Origin of the sequence: Sulfurimonas sp. (assembly GCF_029027585.1) — a bacterium.
Taxonomy (GTDB): Bacteria; Campylobacterota; Campylobacteria; order Campylobacterales; family Sulfurimonadaceae; genus Sulfurimonas.
Genome location: NZ_CP093397.1, coordinates 1,451,511 through 1,467,438, shown reverse-complemented (window position 1 = coordinate 1,467,438; position 15,928 = coordinate 1,451,511). Strand labels below are relative to the sequence as shown.

21 protein-coding genes and 1 other RNA gene are annotated in these 15,928 nt (G+C 32.2%); 15 read left to right on the top strand and 7 right to left on the bottom strand.

Annotated features, from left to right (window positions below):
- Positions 1–44: 44 nt before the first annotated feature.
- From MOV50_RS07605 to MOV50_RS07595, 3 genes are read left to right on the top strand one after another with little or no spacing between them, the layout of a single operon-like run.
- Entirely contained in the window at positions 45–968 is a 924-nt protein-coding gene (locus tag MOV50_RS07605; RefSeq protein ID WP_321777314.1) for a sodium-dependent transporter, read from the top strand.
- The gene (locus MOV50_RS07600; RefSeq protein ID WP_321777313.1) at positions 926–1,381 is read left to right on the top strand and encodes a hypothetical protein; all 456 of its coding nucleotides are present in this window, start codon (positions 926–928) and stop codon (positions 1,379–1,381) included. Before MOV50_RS07605 ends, MOV50_RS07600 begins: the two co-directional genes overlap by 43 nt.
- Positions 1,382–1,657 carry a hypothetical protein gene (locus tag MOV50_RS07595; RefSeq protein ID WP_321777312.1) on the top strand — a complete coding sequence of 92 codons (276 nt, stop codon included), beginning with the start codon at positions 1,382–1,384 and terminating at the stop codon, positions 1,655–1,657.
- On the opposite strand, the gene MOV50_RS07590 is transcribed toward MOV50_RS07595, so the two are convergent.
- The 3 genes from MOV50_RS07590 to purN form a co-directional block, all read right to left on the bottom strand.
- Positions 1,654–2,433, bottom strand: coding sequence for a thiazole synthase (locus MOV50_RS07590; RefSeq protein ID WP_321777311.1), 780 nt, complete (start codon positions 2,431–2,433; stop codon positions 1,654–1,656). The genes MOV50_RS07595 and MOV50_RS07590 overlap by 4 nt on opposite strands.
- Before the next feature lie 86 nt (positions 2,434–2,519).
- Positions 2,520–3,881 carry an NAD(P)H-hydrate dehydratase gene (locus MOV50_RS07585; protein WP_321777310.1) on the bottom strand — a complete coding sequence of 454 codons (1,362 nt, stop codon included), beginning with the start codon at positions 3,879–3,881 and terminating at the stop codon, positions 2,520–2,522.
- A gap of 89 nt (positions 3,882–3,970) precedes the next feature.
- Positions 3,971–4,525: a phosphoribosylglycinamide formyltransferase gene (gene purN / locus MOV50_RS07580; protein WP_321777309.1), complete on the bottom strand. Its 555-nt coding sequence runs from the start codon at positions 4,523–4,525 to the stop codon at positions 3,971–3,973.
- Between the two features lie 44 nt (positions 4,526–4,569).
- Here purN and MOV50_RS07575 point away from each other — a divergent pair, with 44 nt between their 5' ends.
- The 8 genes from MOV50_RS07575 to MOV50_RS07540 all read left to right on the top strand — a co-directional run bounded on the left by MOV50_RS07575 (position 4,570) and on the right by MOV50_RS07540 (position 11,532).
- Entirely contained in the window at positions 4,570–5,535 is a 966-nt protein-coding gene (locus MOV50_RS07575; protein WP_321777308.1) for a KpsF/GutQ family sugar-phosphate isomerase, read from the top strand.
- A gap of 4 nt (positions 5,536–5,539) precedes the next feature.
- A complete protein-coding gene (locus tag MOV50_RS07570; RefSeq protein WP_321777307.1) occupies positions 5,540–6,328 on the top strand; it encodes a pseudouridine synthase in 789 nt (262 codons plus the stop codon).
- A gap of 2 nt (positions 6,329–6,330) precedes the next feature.
- Positions 6,331–7,521, top strand: a complete 1,191-nt coding sequence (locus tag MOV50_RS07565) for a replication-associated recombination protein A (protein ID WP_321777306.1) — start codon at positions 6,331–6,333, stop codon at positions 7,519–7,521.
- 50 nt (positions 7,522–7,571) lie between these two features.
- Positions 7,572–7,862 (top strand): hypothetical protein, encoded by a 291-nt coding sequence (locus tag MOV50_RS07560; RefSeq protein WP_321777305.1) that lies wholly within the window; start codon positions 7,572–7,574, stop codon positions 7,860–7,862.
- On the top strand, positions 7,859–8,785 hold the full coding sequence (locus MOV50_RS07555) for a nitrate- and nitrite sensing domain-containing protein (protein WP_321777304.1): 927 nt from the start codon (positions 7,859–7,861) through the stop codon (positions 8,783–8,785). The genes MOV50_RS07560 and MOV50_RS07555 overlap by 4 nt, the downstream gene beginning before the upstream one ends.
- 185 nt (positions 8,786–8,970) lie before the next feature.
- Complete coding sequence (locus MOV50_RS07550; protein WP_321777303.1) at positions 8,971–9,834, top strand: methyl-accepting chemotaxis protein; 864 nt, start codon at positions 8,971–8,973, stop codon at positions 9,832–9,834.
- A 7-nt stretch (positions 9,835–9,841) separates the two neighbouring features.
- Positions 9,842–10,258 (top strand): response regulator, encoded by a 417-nt coding sequence (locus MOV50_RS07545; protein WP_321777302.1) that lies wholly within the window; start codon positions 9,842–9,844, stop codon positions 10,256–10,258.
- Positions 10,259–10,398: 140 nt separating this feature from the next.
- Positions 10,399–11,532 (top strand): SpoIIE family protein phosphatase, encoded by a 1,134-nt coding sequence (locus MOV50_RS07540; RefSeq protein ID WP_321777301.1) that lies wholly within the window; start codon positions 10,399–10,401, stop codon positions 11,530–11,532.
- A 37-nt stretch (positions 11,533–11,569) separates the two neighbouring features.
- Here the strand turns inward: MOV50_RS07540 and rplT are convergent, their stop codons facing one another.
- On the bottom strand, positions 11,570–11,929 hold the full coding sequence (gene rplT, locus MOV50_RS07535) for a 50S ribosomal protein L20 (RefSeq protein ID WP_321777300.1): 360 nt from the start codon (positions 11,927–11,929) through the stop codon (positions 11,570–11,572).
- Between the two features lie 97 nt (positions 11,930–12,026).
- Positions 12,027–12,218, bottom strand: coding sequence for a 50S ribosomal protein L35 (gene rpmI / locus MOV50_RS07530; protein WP_321777299.1), 192 nt, complete (start codon positions 12,216–12,218; stop codon positions 12,027–12,029).
- An 82-nt stretch (positions 12,219–12,300) separates the two neighbouring features.
- Here rpmI and MOV50_RS07525 point away from each other — a divergent pair, with 82 nt between their 5' ends.
- Complete coding sequence (locus MOV50_RS07525) at positions 12,301–12,534, top strand: hypothetical protein (RefSeq protein ID WP_321777298.1); 234 nt, start codon at positions 12,301–12,303, stop codon at positions 12,532–12,534.
- A 61-nt stretch (positions 12,535–12,595) separates the two neighbouring features.
- On the opposite strand, the gene ffs is transcribed toward MOV50_RS07525, so the two are convergent.
- Both ffs and MOV50_RS07515 read right to left on the bottom strand, forming a co-directional pair.
- Positions 12,596–12,693, bottom strand: an RNA gene (gene ffs, locus MOV50_RS07520) — signal recognition particle sRNA small type.
- Positions 12,694–12,740: 47 nt separating this feature from the next.
- A complete protein-coding gene (locus MOV50_RS07515; protein ID WP_321777297.1) occupies positions 12,741–13,079 on the bottom strand; it encodes an Hpt domain-containing protein in 339 nt (112 codons plus the stop codon).
- Between the two features lie 37 nt (positions 13,080–13,116).
- Here MOV50_RS07515 and MOV50_RS07510 point away from each other — a divergent pair, with 37 nt between their 5' ends.
- The 3 genes from MOV50_RS07510 to MOV50_RS07500 are packed head-to-tail and all read left to right on the top strand — an operon-like array spanning position 13,117 to position 15,911.
- A complete protein-coding gene (locus MOV50_RS07510; RefSeq protein ID WP_321777296.1) occupies positions 13,117–13,590 on the top strand; it encodes a hypothetical protein in 474 nt (157 codons plus the stop codon).
- The gene (locus tag MOV50_RS07505) at positions 13,591–15,267 is read left to right on the top strand and encodes a glycoside hydrolase family 3 N-terminal domain-containing protein (protein WP_321777295.1); all 1,677 of its coding nucleotides are present in this window, start codon (positions 13,591–13,593) and stop codon (positions 15,265–15,267) included. It abuts the gene before it with no gap.
- Positions 15,267–15,911, top strand: coding sequence for a sodium:solute symporter family transporter (locus tag MOV50_RS07500; RefSeq protein WP_321777294.1), 645 nt, complete (start codon positions 15,267–15,269; stop codon positions 15,909–15,911). The genes MOV50_RS07505 and MOV50_RS07500 overlap by 1 nt, the downstream gene beginning before the upstream one ends.
- The last annotated feature ends 17 nt before the right edge of the window (positions 15,912–15,928 follow it).

The window sequence follows — 15,928 nt, the reverse complement described above, 5'->3', positions numbered from 1 at the left end:
AGAATTTCATGTATAATAAGCCCAATTAAAAAGGGTTTTGATTTATGAAAATAGCTAGATTTAGTAGGATAGGGTTTATTTTAGCGGCTGCTGGAAGTGCTGTTGGACTTGGAAATATATGGAAATTCCCTTATATCGCTGGTGAATATGGTGGTGGAGCTTTTGTTTTAATTTACCTTTTTACAGTCCTTATTATAGGCTTTTCTATCATGATAGCGGAGATGCTCATCGGTTACTTAGGAAGAAAAGACGGCGTTACTTGTTTTGAAGATTTAGCACCAACACACAAGCATTTATGGAAACTTGGTGGTTTTCAAGGTTTAGCTGGTCTTTTTATTATGATTTTTTACTCTGTTGTTATTGGCTGGATATTTAACTATATCGTTACATCTATTTTTTACCTTCCAGCAAATGTAAAAGAAGCAGAAAATACCTTTAATGCTATGCTTCATAGTGGTGTTTGGACTCAACTTTTTTACCACTCTCTAGCCTTCATTTGGATAACTTATGTTTTAACAAAAGGAATCAAAGGTGGCATAGAGAAAATGAACATGGTTTTGATGCCAACACTCATGATAATTCTTCTTGGTATGTTTGCCTACGCAACAACTCTAGACTCGTTTTCTCAAGCAGTAGATTTTATGTTCACTCCTGATTGGTCTAAAATAGACTCAAATGCCTTTGTAACAGCCGTTGGACATGCTTTTTTCACCCTCTCTCTTGGTATGGGTGCTATCATGACATACTCTGCTTCTATGGAGAAAGGTTCTAACCTTGTAACAAATGCTTTTTGGGTTGTATTTTTAGACACAGCTATAGCAATAGTAGCTGGTCTTATGCTTTTTACTTTTCTTTACCAGTATGGCTCAGGTCCAGCAAAAGGTCCAGGTTTAGTTTTCATCTCTCTTCCTGCTGCTTTTTTGAGATGGGAATTATTGGAAATATTTTTGCCATTTTATTTTTTATAGCCTTAGCTTTTGCAGGACTTACCTCTTCTGTATCTTTGGTTGAGCCAATGGTTCAGTATTTTATAGATAGATACTCATGGAGCAGACTAAAAGCATCTATATCTATGGGACTGTTCTTCTACCTCATCGGTATCATCGCCCTACTCTCAAATATAGATGGATTTAAAGAGTATCTAACCTGGGGAGATAAAAACTTTTTTGATTGGGTTGATCATCTTACTGCTGCTTTTATGCTTCCTCTTGGTGGTCTTGTTATGGCAATATTTGTCGGTTTTGTCATTGAAAAACAAAGAGTTGAGGCTATCTTAAAACCTCAACTCGGTTTTGCTTTTGAAGCTTGGTACTTTTCACTTCGCTACATCACTCCTGTTGCTATGTTTATAGTTATGCTTTCACTAATAGGGATTTTATAGATGCTTACAATTTCACAAAAATGCAAAAAACTACTTTTAGAAGAAAATATAAATAGTGACTCAAACATAGATTTTGATGTGAATGGTAAAATTCACTCTATGGATTTTGAATATATTATAGATACTTATATGCAAGCATCTGAAGATTCTCAAGAAGTTTTTTTACTAGCTTTAAAAAAATCAATAGATGCAAAAGAGATGGGTGTTGATAAATTTTTTGAAGGTATGGGTCAACTTTTATTGATGACCCATTTATCAAGTAAGATAGAAGTTTAAAACTGTATCATCCCATTTACAGGGCTTGACGCAGTTGCGTATGGACGCTTTGCTATTCTACCTGCTAAGTAAGACATTCTACCAGCCTTTACTGCATATTTCATAGCCTCAGCCATTATCATAGGGTCTTGCGCTTGAGCGATTGCTGTATTTGTTAAAACACCATCAGCACCTAACTCCATCGCATAAGCAGAGTCGCTTGCACAACCAATTCCAGCATCTACGATTACAGGAACGCTTACAGCTTCACGGATAAACACAATGTTATAAGGATTTTGAATACCTAAACCACTGCCAATAGGAGCAGCAAGAGGCATAATAGCATGAGCTCCTGCATCCTCAAGTCTTTTTGCCATGATTGGGTCATCTGAAGTATATGCCATAATAGTAAAGCCCTCTTTTGCTAAAACTTCACAAGCTTTTATAGTTTCTAAAACATCAGGATAAAGAGTCTTTTTAGTATCACCAATAACTTCTAACTTGATTAAATCAATACCTGTAGCTTCACGAGTAAGTCTAAAAGTAGTTATAGCCTCTTCTGCCGTTACACAACCAGCAGAATTTGGTAAAAACTTTACATTAGTTCCTGCAAAAGTATCTCTTAAATTTTCTTTATCTGGGTCTGTAATATTTAAACGACGAACAGCAACTGTAATAAGCTCACTCCCAGATGCAAGAGTAGCGTTTTTTGTAGTTTCAAAAGAATCATATTTTCCACTACCAACTATTAGGCGAGAACCCAGTTCATATTTTCCAATTTTAAGTATATTATCCATTATTATTTCCTTAGTTTCACTCGGCATGATGCCCTCGCACTTTTGTGCTCTTTAATATTAATTGTTGATTTATAGCATAAGAAATCTTATAAATCGCATATTCCTGCTATTAAATCTTCTGGTGTAAGAGAAAAATCAGCACCGCTATAATTTTGTGCTAAAAGTGTATGCGCTAAAGAAGCATTTTTTGCTGAGTCTAAAGGGTTATGCCCTTGTGCTAAAAGTGAAGCGACCAAACCACTTAAAACATCTCCACTTCCACCTTTTGCTAAAGCCGATGTTCCATTTGGATTTACATAAAATGTATCGTTTTGAGCGATGATGACATTTGCCCCTTTTAGTATCAAAGTAATTTCTGGATAACTTTTTGTAAAAATTTCTACGAATTTGAAACGGTTTTTTTGCAACTCTTCTACGCTTATATCTGCTAATTTAGTATGCTTTAAAAGTGCTACAAATTCTTTAGCATGAGGAGTAAGAACTACATCATTTCGTTTTAAAATTTTACTTAAAATTGGCATATAAAAAATATCAGCATCTGCTATAAGAGGAAGAGTATTATCTAAAAATATATCTAATTCTTTATCGCTAAATTCATTTCCTAAACCCATACCTAAGGCAAGAGCAGTCGTATTTGATGGAAGTTCAGATGCATGCATGATAGAGTATGGAATTTGTTCATTTTCATAACCAACTAAAGTAACTAAACCAGCTCCAAATCTAAGAGCAGATGAAGCACTTAAAATACTAGCTCCACTCTTATCTCCACACGCTATTGCCAAATGTCCAAAACTGCCTTTATGTGAATCTTTTTTATCTCGTGTTGGTAATTTTAAATCTTTTATATCAAGCAGTTTCCAATTTGTTTGACCTTCATAGATGCTTCGTGAAATACCTAAATCTATAACTTTTATCTCACCAACCGCATCTTTGCTTGCATCTAGATATAAACTCTTTTTTAAAGCACCCATAGTTAAAGTAATATCAGCTTTAAAACCGTAAGAAGGAATATCACAAGAGATTTTAAAAGCGAGAGAATCATTTAGTTTTTTTATGAGTTCTTTTAGTTCATTACTGAATTCGCCTTTAAATCCTGTTCCAACTAAAGCATCAACTAAAACAGCACTGCATTCTATTTCAGTACACTCTTTTACGCCAATAGCTTTTGCTCTTTTTTCTTGAAGTCGTGCCATCATTGACTTTGGCTCTTTTGCGTAGTAGATGCTAACATCAAAATCATTATGAAGTTGTCTTGCTAGAGCTATTCCATCTGCACCATTATTTCCACTCCCACAAACAACAATCACACTAGAGAATTTTGAAAAATTTTCACGAATATATGAAGCCATTCCATTAGCAGCATGTTCCATTAAAACATCTTCACTAAGAGTAAATTCTTCATAGCATCTCTTATCTAAACTTCGGACTTCATCAAACAGTTTTTGCATCTTCACTCCTCAAGTTATATCTCTTATAATCTGAACTAGTCCAGATTATACTCAGTCACTAAAGCTACGCCTTTGGCGAGAGAAAAGTTTTAAGTATTTAAAACTTTCACAATTGCTTGTGGCATTATTTCGTACTCTATTTCTTTAATCTTAGCAGAAAAACTCTCCAATGTTTCATTTGGCGATTTTTCAAAAGAAGTTTGTAAAATAATATCTCCAGCATCTAACTCACTACTAACATAATGAACACTCACTCCAGCATCTATATCTGAACTTTCAAAACTTCTCTCAATGGCTTTTGCGCCTTTAAACTTTGGAAGTAAAGATGGATGAAGATTTATTGCATGAATACTGGAAGTAAAAACCTCACTTAAAATCCTCATAAACCCACTCAAAACTACCAAATCTGGCTCATAAGTCTTTACAAGTTTTACAAGTTTTGCGTCAAACTCTTCTCTAGATGCAAAACTAGTATGTTCTAAAATTTCTGTTTTCACACCTAAGTCTTGTAATTTTTGCAAACCTTTTGCATCTCTTTTATTTGTAATTCCACATGCAATATAACACTCTTTGTTATGCAGTTCTTTTACAATATTTTGGGCATTAAAACCCTCTCCACTAAAGAGTATAACTATTTTTTTCATAAACGGATTATATCTTATGAAGTTAAAAAGGATATAATCACATTATGAATTACAAAGAAATTGCACAAGAAACTTTAAATATTGAAGCACAAACACTACTTGACTCAGCTAAAAACATCAGTAGTGATGTTTTTGAGAAAGCTGTTGATATTATTCTTTCATGTAAAGGAAAGTTAATCATCACAGGTGTTGGTAAGAGTGGTTTGATTGGTGCAAAAATGGCAGCAACTTTTGCATCTACTGGAACTCCTAGTTTTTTTCTTCACCCAACAGAAGCACTTCATGGTGATTTGGGAATGATAAGTAAAGAAGATGTTGTTATTGCCATTAGTTACAGCGGAGAGAGTGAAGAACTTAGTTCTATTTTACCTCACATAAAAAGGTTTAAAACGCCTCTTATTGGAATGACACGCGACAAGAACTCTACACTAGGGCAACATAGTGACATAGTCATAGATGTTATAGTTGAAAAAGAGGCTTGTCCACTTGACATTGCACCTACAAGTTCAACTACTCTTACCTTAGCACTAGGGGATGCCTTGGCGGTTTGCCTTATGAAAGCTAGAAATTTTAAAAAAAGTGATTTTGCTTCTTTTCACCCAGGGGGAGCTTTAGGAAAACAACTTTTTGTAAAAGTTTCAAACCTTATGCAGACTAAAAATATCCCTATCGTAAAAGAAGACACAAAAGTTAAAGATGCCATTTTAAAAATTAGTGAAGGGCGCTTAGGAACAGTTTTAGTCGTAGATGCCAACGATAAACTCATAGCAATTGTTAGTGATGGAGATATTCGTAGAGCCTTACTTCAAGATGATTTTTCCCTAGAACAAAATGTTTTAAAATATGCAACAAAAAATCCTATGACTTGTAAAGATGAGAATATGCTTGCAAGCGAAGCCCTCGTACTTGTAGAAAAGAAAAAAATACAACTTCTTGTAATTACAGATAAAAATAAAAAAATAAAAGGCGTACTACATATTCATACGCTTATAGAAAAAGGAATTTCATAAAAATATGATGAGATTAAACAAATATATTGCTCACCACTCAAGCTACTCCAGACGAGAGGCCGATAAAGCTATCCAAGATGGATATGTTAGAGTAGATGGTGAAATACAAGACAACCCCGCGACACAAGTTGATGAAAAAGAAACTATCGTTTATGTGAGTGGAAAACAAATAACTCCTCGCGATAAATATACAGTTATAGTTTATAACAAACCAAAAGGTGAGCTTGTAACAAAAAAAGACCCAAGAGATAGAAAAACTATCTATGATTCTTTAGATGCAAAGTATAAACACTTTATTCCTGTTGGTAGATTAGACTTTTTAACAGAAGGAGTTTTGCTTCTTACAGACGCTTCAAAAATTGCAACTGCTTTGATGAACTCAAACTTAGAGAGAATCTACAAAGTGAAAATAAAAGGTCAAGTAACCCCAGAAATGGAAACAGCTATGATGAATGGACTTGAGCTCCTAGATGCTACTGCAGGTGGACATTCTCACTCTAAAATCACAAGTATGACTTTTGCACCTTTTTTAGGTTACAAAATTCAAAAAAATGAGCATAATTACTCTATTTTAAAAATAGCAATATCAGAAGGTAAAAATAGAGAAATTAGACGCTTTTTTGCTCATTTTGGTACAGAAGTTGCAGACTTAAAACGCATTAGTTTTGCAGAGGTTGGGTTAAATAATCTACCAACGGGAAAAACTAGATTTTTAAGTAGAAGTGAATACTCTGCTTTATTTACATTTTTAAAAGCTGAAGAAAAAAGCAAAAGAGAGCGAGGCGAAAAATAGTCTTGAGTGATTTTACGCATCTTTTAAGACCTAAAACTTTTGATGACTTAGTTGGTCAAGAGCATCTGAGTTGTGTAGATGCTCCTCTTCGTATCTTATGTGAAAATCTCTCTCTTGGACATAGCTTTTTTTATGGTCCCCCTGGAAGTGGAAAAACTTCTATTGCAAGAATTATAGCCTCGGTTATGGAGCTTCCTTTTTACGAGTTTAACGCAACTTCAATAAAGATAGAACAACTTAGAAAAATCTTTGATAAACACAAAAACACTTTACAAAAACCACTTATTTTCATAGATGAAGTTCATCGTTTAGCAAAAAATCAACAAGAAGTTTTACTTCCAGTAATGGAGAATAACTCTGTTTTAATCATAGGTGCTTCAACTGAGAATCCTTTCTTTTCTTTAACTTCTGCTATTCGCTCTCGTTCTATGCTTTTTGAATTAAAGTATATAAGCAATGAAAAGCTATTTCTACTTTTAGATACAGCACTAAATACTACAGAGTTAAAATGTGATAAAGATGCAAAAGAATATCTAGTTAAGAGTAGTGGAGGAGATGCCAGAGCAATGTTAAAACTTTTAGAGTTTTCTTCAAGTATAGCAGCCAACATAACACTAAAGCTTTTAAAGTCTTTAAGACCAAATGCTCTAAGTGTTGGAAGTAGTGAAGCAGGTGTTCACTATGATTTAACAAGTGCTCTTATAAAGTCCATAAGAGGCTCAGACATGGATGCTGGCATCTACTATCTTGCTAGACTTATAGATGGTGGAGAAAGTGCTGATTTTATAGCAAGGCGACTTGTAATTTTAGCAAGTGAAGATATAGGAAATGCTAATCCTCAGGCTCTAACCCTTACAACTTCATGTTTGACAAGTGTTTCTAAGATAGGTTTTCCTGAAGCTAGAATCATCTTAGCTCAGGCTGTAGTGTATCTATGCGCCTCTCCTAAATCAAATTCTTCTTACTTAGCAATCAACTCTGCTCTTAAAGAAATCAATGAAGGTTTAATGCTAGAAATACCTAAAAATATAACACAGAGAAATGAAGCTTATTTATATCCGCATGATTTTGGTGGTTATATAAAACAAACCTACATGTCAAAACATATCAAATTTGTTGAGTTAAAAGATATAGGCTATGAAAAAAAGATGAAAGAATGGATAACAGATATAAACAAATTTAGCAAAAATTAATATTTATAGTTATATACTAATCTAATACAAATAACAAAAAGGATATACTTATGGAAATCACATCATCGTCAAGCACTATTACAATTACAGGAAATATTAAAAGTATTGCAAATTTTTCTGAGATTAAATCTCTTACAGATAATGTATCAGCTGAGCATAAAAGTATAGTTATTAAAATCATTGATTCTCTTTCTATTACATCTTCTGTTATTGGTTACTTTAATAAACTAGTTTTAAAAGATAACATAACTATTGATATGCGTATTGGAAATGAACAACTATTTCATCTTATAGATGATTTAAATCTTACCTCAACCTTTAATGCAAAAAAAATAAAATGAGTATCAAGAATAAACTAAAACTTATAGCGGGAATGGTTATCTCTTTTGCTTTAATCATTATGGCTATAACGCTAAACAAATCTTTGCATGAAAAAACTGCGATAGAACAAGCAAAACATCTAAATATACTTTCACAAAAATTAAGTCTTTTAATACATGAAACTCAAAAAGAAAGAGGTATGAGTGCTGGTTTTATAGGTTCTAAAGGTAAAAAATTCTCAGATGCACTGCCTAAACAAAGAGTTCTTATGAGTAAAAAGAATACTGAACTTGACAATTACACAGCAACTCTAGATTTAAACTCTTTCCCGCAGGAGTTAAAAAATGAACTCTTAGCTTTTAACGAGGACATGAGTAGAGTAAATCAAATTCGCTCTCAAGTAGATTCCTTAAGTATTAGTGTAAAAGATGAAGTAACTTACTATACAAAAATGAATAAAAAAATCTTAAATATTGTCGCTTTAACAGCAAAACTAGCAGATACTCAAAAACTTGTAAAAGCCCTAGATGCTTATACAAACTTTTTAAAGTCTAAAGAGAGAGTAGGGATAGAGAGAGCTGTTTTAAGTGGTACCTTTGGTGCAGATAAATTTGGCAACGGAATGTTTGCAAAGTTTATAACTCTTATAGCGGAACAAAATGCTTATATGGACTCTTTTTTAAGCATGGCAACTACAAAAACAAAAGAATTTTATAAAAAGAAAATGAACTCTCCTGTGATTGGGGAAGTTAATAAAATGAGAGATATTGCAAAAGCTAAAGCCAATGAAGGTAATTTTGGCATAGACAGTGTTGTTTGGTTTAAAACAATTTCAAAAAAAATCAATCTTTTAAAACAAGTTGATGATGAACTTGCTAGACAAAACTCTATCCTTTTAAAAGAAATTGAAGAAAGCTCAAAACAAAAGCTTTTACAACATTAGCTAGTTATGGTTTTTTTGCAACTATCATTTTCTTAATCATACTCAGTATCTCTAATGGTATAAATGCAAGTGTTAAAAACTCTTTACAAAAAATAAACTGTGTTTCTGATAACCTTGATTTAACATGTGAAGTTGTTGTAGAAGGAAGAGATGAAATATCTCAAATATCTAAAGCAATTCATACAATGATAATTCAATTTAGACAAAGTGTAATTCAGGCAAAATCAGTTTCAGATGCCACAAGTATAGAGAGTAAAAACCTAAATCTTGTCGTTGAAGAACTTACAAAAAATGGTGATATAGCAGATATAAAAATCACAAATGTAAATATTTTAGTGGCTGAAATTGGAGAAAAACTAGATGCTGTTGAAGAAGCTTCCATCAGTGTTACAGAAGATTTAGATCAGACATTTACTGTTTTAGACAGTTTCGTATCTAAACTAGATGCCGTTGTAAGTACCATAGATGATGGGACACAACACCAACAAGAGTTAGCTCAAAAAGTATCTTCTTTAACAGAACAGGCTAAAAATATTAAAGATGTTTTAGCAATCATCTCTGATATAGCAGACCAAACTAACTTACTCGCACTTAATGCTGCCATAGAAGCGGCTCGTGCAGGTGAGCATGGACGAGGTTTTGCAGTTGTTGCAGATGAGGTAAGAAAACTAGCTGAGAGAACTCAAAAATCTCTTGGAGAAATAAGTGCAAATGTAAATCTTATTACACAAAATGTTGTTGAAATTTCAGAAGAAACAAATACAACTTCAAAAAATATGATACAAATATCTGAATCTGCTCAAGAGCTAATAGAAGATTCAATGCAAACAAAAGAAAACCTGTTAAAAACAACAGGACAATCAAAAGATGTTATGTATCAAAGCACTTACATTGCTACTAAAACTAAAGAGCTTATAACAAACATGGATGAGATGATTCAGCTTTCAAATGAAAATATAAAATTTAGAATTGATGTTAAAAATAGTTCTAATCTACTATCAAATGAGGCTCAAAGTCTTCAAGATGAACTAAGTAAATTTAAAGTATAGGTAAAATATGCAAAAGAATCTGTTAATTATTGATGATACGATTTTAGAGTTTATGCAATCATTGACGCTTCTTTGCATCGAAGACAATAAGACTACACAACTTTTATATGATGCAATTTTTGAAGATTATGTTGAAAAAATAATCTTTGCGGATGATGGTCAAGATGGTTATGAAAAATATGATTCAAATGATATCGATGTCATAATAACTGACTATGCTATGCCTAAGCTTAATGGCTTAGAAATGATAGAAAAAATCAGAAAGTCTGATAAAACTATACCTATCATCTTAGTGACTGTCATAAGTGAAGCAGATGTCATCATTCAAGCATTAAACCTAAATGTAAATAACTTTATAAAAAACCTATCAAACCTAAAGAAGTTATCAGCGCACTTATATCTACTTCAAAACTTATACTTGTAGAAGAGCATCTACAAAGACAAAAAAACTCCAAACTAGAAGCACTTGAAGAAAAAGAAAAATATATCTCACATCAAGAAGATTTAGCCTTTGAAAAAGAACTAAATATCTTAAGAAATGATTTTTACTACAAAATGATAGATATGAGTTCTATCTCATTAATAGATTTTATGTATCAACCCTTAGATGTTTTAAGTGGAGATTCTTATAGTGCGAGAAGTATAAACTCATCTTTATCATTTTACCTACTTGTTGATGGAATGGGCAAAGGTCTTTCGGCTTCACTTAGCTCTATGCTAATAACCTCTTTTATAAACCACACCATAGATAACATGAAAAAAGAAGATAATTTTGATTTTCATAAACTTATAGATAAGTCTTTAGATTACATCAAACCTATTTTACTTGAAGAAGAGGCACTCTCAATAGACTATCTTCTACATGATGATAAAAAGAAACTTCTTCATTATGCAAAATTTGCAATGCCTGCGATACTCATGCAAAATAACAATCATAAAATCATAAAATTAAAATCAAATAACACTCCTATAAGTAGATATATTCATGATTTTAAAGTTTCTTCTTATAACACTTCAGATATTACAAAGTATCTATTTTATACAGATGGAATGGTGGAGAACTCAACTCGATTTAAAAATAAACTTTATATAGAATATATTGAAAAGGATTTTTTAGACTCCTTTACAAAAGACGCTATGAAAGAAAGACTACTTTGGAAAATTGATACACCAGAAGATGATATAACTTTTATATTTATAAACTCTCTTGATTTAAAGAATACTATCATTGCTGAAAAAAGTTTTATAACTAATTTCAATGAGATAGAAAATGCAAATGAGTGGTACACAACTATTTGGGAATCTTTAACTGATGATGTGAAGAAAAGATATGATGCAGGCGTTGTATTTACTGAACTTTATATGAATGCTTATGAGCACGGAAACCTTAAACTAGATACAGAGACAAAACATAAACTTATAGAAAATGATATATATCTTCAAACTCTTCAAGAAATTCAAAAAGATTGTACAAAAAAGATTTTTATAACTATAAATAAGATTACTAACGATTCGATAAACTATATAGTAACTCAAGTGAGTGATGAGGGTGAAGGATTTGATACTGAAATACTAAGTAAAATATTTAGAAATACTAAGTCTTTTAATGGAAGGGGTGTTTTTGTTTCGAGAAATTCATCTTTGGGGATTTACTACAATTCTAAGGGTAACTCCGTTTTATTTTTACACAAGGTTTAAACTCTCAACAAAGTGTGAGAGTTTAACTTAACAAATACTATTTGCTAAGTGCCGCCTTAGACGCTTCTACAACTGCACTAAATGCTGCTGCATCATTCATCGCCATATCAGCAAGAATTTTACGGTCAAGCTCGATGCCAGCTTTGTGAACACCATTCATGAAGGTAGAATAAGTCATTCCATTTAAACGACTCGCTGCATTGATACGAACAATCCATAATCTACGGAAATCACGCTTCTTTTGCTTACGGTCACGATGAGCATATACCCACGATCTTTCAATCTGTTCTTTAGCTTTTCTAAAGTGTTTACGACGACCACTATAGAAACCTTTTGCTAATTTTAATATCTTTTTGTGTCTTCTTCTACGAACAACACCTGTTTTTACTCTTGGCATTTCTTTCCTTTTTCTTTACCCAGACACTTTTAGTGTTCAAGGTGCCACACATTAAGTGGTCTTGCCCAATTATTTAAAATTGGAGATTTACGATAAATTAATTTATCATAGCCTTAACATTTGCTTCGTCAGCTTTTGCAACAACCTTAGGGCTGTTTTGCTTACGACGAGTAGCTGCATCTTGTTTAGTTAAGATGTGACTTCTGAACGCTGAACCGCGCTTAACAGAACCATTTTTCTTAACTTTAAAACGCTTTACAGCGCCTTTTACCGATTTCATTTTTGGCATCGATAATCCTTTACATAAAATTCTCACTATTTGAGAATGGGATTATACCCAAAAGTTTCTAAGATTTAGCTACAATAATTTTATGAATTCAATAAAACATATAGAAAATGCCCTTAAAGAGCTTGATGACGAGGTTCAAAAAATATTACTTAATTGGAGTATTCCTCTTAATGAGAAAGATAATTTAATGCTACCAATACTTCAGCAAAAAAAAGTTTTAACACAGACTTTAGAAGATTTAAACTATCTAAAAAATAATCCACCATCACCAAATCAGCCATGCGGAATTTCAAAATTTAGAGAAGATATTAAGTAGTTAATGGTAATAAATTAGGGGGTTATATAAACTTTACTCTTTACGATTTAGATAAAGGTGCCCCTCTCCAGATATCTGCGGCACATAATAAACTCAGGTGTGCTGCTGTATTCCTACCCTGACACATTATCTAAAAATATCATTGCACAGGTCTAAAGAAGAGCGGTGGAAGTATATCTTATTTTTTAAAAATTACCAAATTTTTTCTAAGTAGATATAGTTGCTACTGCTTTTTTAATAGCATCTAAATGAGCTTTATAGTCAAAATCAACCTTTGCTTTTGTCGCACAAAGTTCCATCTCTTTTGACATTTCATAAACTTCATTAAAACGAAGATTACCTGCACTTCCTTTAATGGAATGCGCTTGTAATTCTATATCTTGATAATTTTTAGACTTTATTGCCTCTGCTAATTTATTCAAACTAGAAGCAGATTCTTCTAAAAAACTAGCTATCAAAATAGGTATATGTTTAACTTTTAAACCTATAGCTTTTGCCATTTTATCATGGTCTATATCTGAATAATTTGCATCTAATACTGCCATAATCTTATTTTCCTATATAATTTTGTATAATTGTAACATGTTATATATCATCTGTGCTTTAAAGTCAGAAGCTCAAGCTTTTGTCGATAAATATAAACTTACTAAGTCAAAACAAAATAGTGAAGTAACTCTCATTGTAAGCGGGATTGGAAGAGAAAGTATGTTTAATGCTTCCAAAAAAATTCTACCACAAATGAGTAAAACTGACATCATTGTAAATATAGGAATTTGCGGAGCAAACAAAAGCTATAAAATTGGGCAACTCATAGATGGTTTCGCAAACAATTTAAGCTGTGTTAATGAAGCTGTTACAAACGATAGCATCTACGAACTTGTTGATATGGAATCAGCTGGATTTATCCAAGCAACAAAAGCGATTAAAAACAGATATATTTTTAAAATCGTATCTGATCACTTTGAACCACATAAAGTTACAAAAGAAGCAACAAAACAACTGATTTTTAATGCAATAGATGATATAAATGTACTAATCTATAACAAGGGGAAATAATTGAAATATATTTTAATACTTTTACTTAGTTTTTTAACTCTTAACGCAGCTCCCATATCAAATAAAAAACTAAAAAAAATGATAGGACGAATGCTAGTCATAGGTTTTGAGGAACAAAGCGTAAACAAAGATACACAGATAGTTAAAGATATAAAAAGATACGAATTAGGTGGTGTAATTTTATTTGATAAACATTATAAAAAAAGAAGTATTACTAAAAATATAGACTCGCCACAGCAACTCCAAGAGTTAACAACTCAGTTAAAAAAATACTCTCTTAAACCTCTTTTAATCTCTGTTGACCAAGAAGGTGGTAATGTAGCAAGACTTAAACACTACTATGGATTTGATAGATTTCCATCTGCAAAAGAGATAACATATATGCATTTTAGTGATGCAAAAGAACTTTATAACGATGAAGCTAAAATGTTAAAAAAAGCAGGAATAAATACGAACTTTGCTCCTGTTGTTGATTTGGAAGTAAACCCAGATAACAAAGTTATAGTAGGACTTGAACGCTCTTATGGAAAGTCAAGCGAAAAAGTAACTAAATATGCAAAAGTTCTCATAGATGCTCAAAGAAAACAAAATATTATAAGTGTTTTAAAACATTTTCCAGGTCATGGTTCTTCTCTTGATGATTCACATAAGGGTTTTGTGGATATTTCAAAAACTTGGAGTAAAAAAGAGTTACAACCATATAAAAATCTCATAAAATCAAATGATGTAGATATGATAATGACTGCCCATGTTTTTAACTCACATCTTGATAAAAAATATCCAGCTACACTTTCATACAAAGTAAACACAAAACTTCTTAGAAAAGAGATGGGATACAAAGGTCTGATTATTAGTGATGACTTGCAAATGAAAGCAATAACAAAACACTACTCACTAAGACAAAGCGTGACCCTTGCAATAAACGCTGGTGTGGATATTTTACTTTTTGGAAATCAACTCTCAAATAACAGTGCAGATGAATTGGTTAAAGTGATTTATTCTCAAGTAAAAAAAGGCAAAATTTCATATAAGAGAATAATAGAGTCAAACAAAAGAATAGAATATTTACTTACTAAAAACTCGATAAAACACCGTCCTATAAGTTTTACTCCTAAGCGAATTAAATTGACTAAAGATTATATAAAACAGCACTATGGATTAAAAGTCAAAAACATAAAAATAAAACCTAAAGCTATAGTTCTTCACTGGACTGCGGTTATGAAATATGAAGACTGCTTCAAACGACTTAAGGGAGAAACACTTTATAGCGACAGAGGCGACATTGCAAAAGCAGGAGCATTAAATGTTTCAACTCACTTTTTAGTTGAAAGAAATGGAGCCATTACACAACTTATGCCTGATAATTGGATGGCAAGACATGTTATAGGTTTAAACTACTCTTCTATTGGTATAGAAAATGTAGGTGGAAGAGACAATAAAAAAGATGACTTAACAAAGGCTCAAAGAATAGCTAATGTAAGACTTGTTGAATATCTAAAGATAAAGTATCCAGATATAAAATATCTTCTAGGTCATTACGAGTACGAAAAAATGCAAAAAACTCCTCTTTGGTTAGAAAAAGATGCCAAGTACAGAACTAAAAAAGTAGACCCTGGTAAAAGGTTTATGAAAATTGTTAGAAGAGAAGTAAAATATTTAGGACTTAAAAAGCCATAATGCACAGTAGCTTTTCTTCTCTTGATTGGTTTATTTTTATAGCTTATTTTGCTATTTTAGCAATCACTTCTTTTATGTTTTCTCGCATTAAAATAAAGAGCTCAAGAGATTATTTTGTAAGTGCTTCTTCAATGCCAATGTTTGGTGTTGCCATCTCAGTTCTTGCTACCTCACAATCCGCAGCTACCTTTTTAGGTGGTCCAGAATTTTCTTTCAAATATGATTTTACCTTTATTGGTTTTTACTTTTCTGCTTTACTTGGAGTTATATTTGTGGCTTTTGTTTTGATACCAAGATTTTATGCCATTAGGGCTATAACAGTTTATGAACTTCTTGAATCAAGATACGGTGAAACAGCTAAAAAACAGGCTGGAGTAATGTTTTTGATTGGTAGAGTCATGGCAAGTGGAGCCAGACTTTACATAGGTGCATTAGCAATTTCTATGATCTTATTTAGCGATATTTCATTTTGGCATCTATTCTCTTCTATTGGTATTTTGATGCTTGGTGCTTTGTCTTACGCATATTTTGGTGGTATAAAATCCATCATACTTAGTGATATTATTCAGGCAGTTACTTATGTCGGAGCTGGGGTTGTAGTGCTTGTATTTTTATACTACTCTCTTGAAGCACAGATATTTTAAACACCCTAAATGAATCC

Coding starts and splice junctions, on each gene's coding strand:
- MOV50_RS07575 (WP_321777308.1), top strand. CDS start 4,570: ATGAATTACAAAGAAATTGCACAAGAAACTTTAAATATTGAAGCACAA.
- MOV50_RS07585 (WP_321777310.1), bottom strand. CDS start 3,881: ATGCAAAAACTGTTTGATGAAGTCCGAAGTTTAGATAAGAGATGCTAT.
- MOV50_RS07545 (WP_321777302.1), top strand. CDS start 9,842: ATGCAAAAGAATCTGTTAATTATTGATGATACGATTTTAGAGTTTATG.
- MOV50_RS07515 (WP_321777297.1), bottom strand. CDS start 13,079: ATGGCAGTATTAGATGCAAATTATTCAGATATAGACCATGATAAAATG.
- MOV50_RS07570 (WP_321777307.1), top strand. CDS start 5,540: ATGATGAGATTAAACAAATATATTGCTCACCACTCAAGCTACTCCAGA.
- rpmI (WP_321777299.1), bottom strand. CDS start 12,218: ATGCCAAAAATGAAATCGGTAAAAGGCGCTGTAAAGCGTTTTAAAGTT.
- MOV50_RS07500 (WP_321777294.1), top strand. CDS start 15,267: ATGCACAGTAGCTTTTCTTCTCTTGATTGGTTTATTTTTATAGCTTAT.
- MOV50_RS07550 (WP_321777303.1), top strand. CDS start 8,971: ATGATAATTCAATTTAGACAAAGTGTAATTCAGGCAAAATCAGTTTCA.
- purN (WP_321777309.1), bottom strand. CDS start 4,525: ATGAAAAAAATAGTTATACTCTTTAGTGGAGAGGGTTTTAATGCCCAA.
- MOV50_RS07590 (WP_321777311.1), bottom strand. CDS start 2,433: ATGGATAATATACTTAAAATTGGAAAATATGAACTGGGTTCTCGCCTA.
- MOV50_RS07525 (WP_321777298.1), top strand. CDS start 12,301: ATGAATTCAATAAAACATATAGAAAATGCCCTTAAAGAGCTTGATGAC.
- MOV50_RS07540 (WP_321777301.1), top strand. CDS start 10,399: ATGAGTTCTATCTCATTAATAGATTTTATGTATCAACCCTTAGATGTT.
- MOV50_RS07510 (WP_321777296.1), top strand. CDS start 13,117: ATGTTATATATCATCTGTGCTTTAAAGTCAGAAGCTCAAGCTTTTGTC.
- MOV50_RS07600 (WP_321777313.1), top strand. CDS start 926: ATGGGAATTATTGGAAATATTTTTGCCATTTTATTTTTTATAGCCTTA.
- MOV50_RS07595 (WP_321777312.1), top strand. CDS start 1,382: ATGCTTACAATTTCACAAAAATGCAAAAAACTACTTTTAGAAGAAAAT.
- MOV50_RS07560 (WP_321777305.1), top strand. CDS start 7,572: ATGGAAATCACATCATCGTCAAGCACTATTACAATTACAGGAAATATT.
- MOV50_RS07555 (WP_321777304.1), top strand. CDS start 7,859: ATGAGTATCAAGAATAAACTAAAACTTATAGCGGGAATGGTTATCTCT.
- rplT (WP_321777300.1), bottom strand. CDS start 11,929: ATGCCAAGAGTAAAAACAGGTGTTGTTCGTAGAAGAAGACACAAAAAG.
- MOV50_RS07605 (WP_321777314.1), top strand. CDS start 45: ATGAAAATAGCTAGATTTAGTAGGATAGGGTTTATTTTAGCGGCTGCT.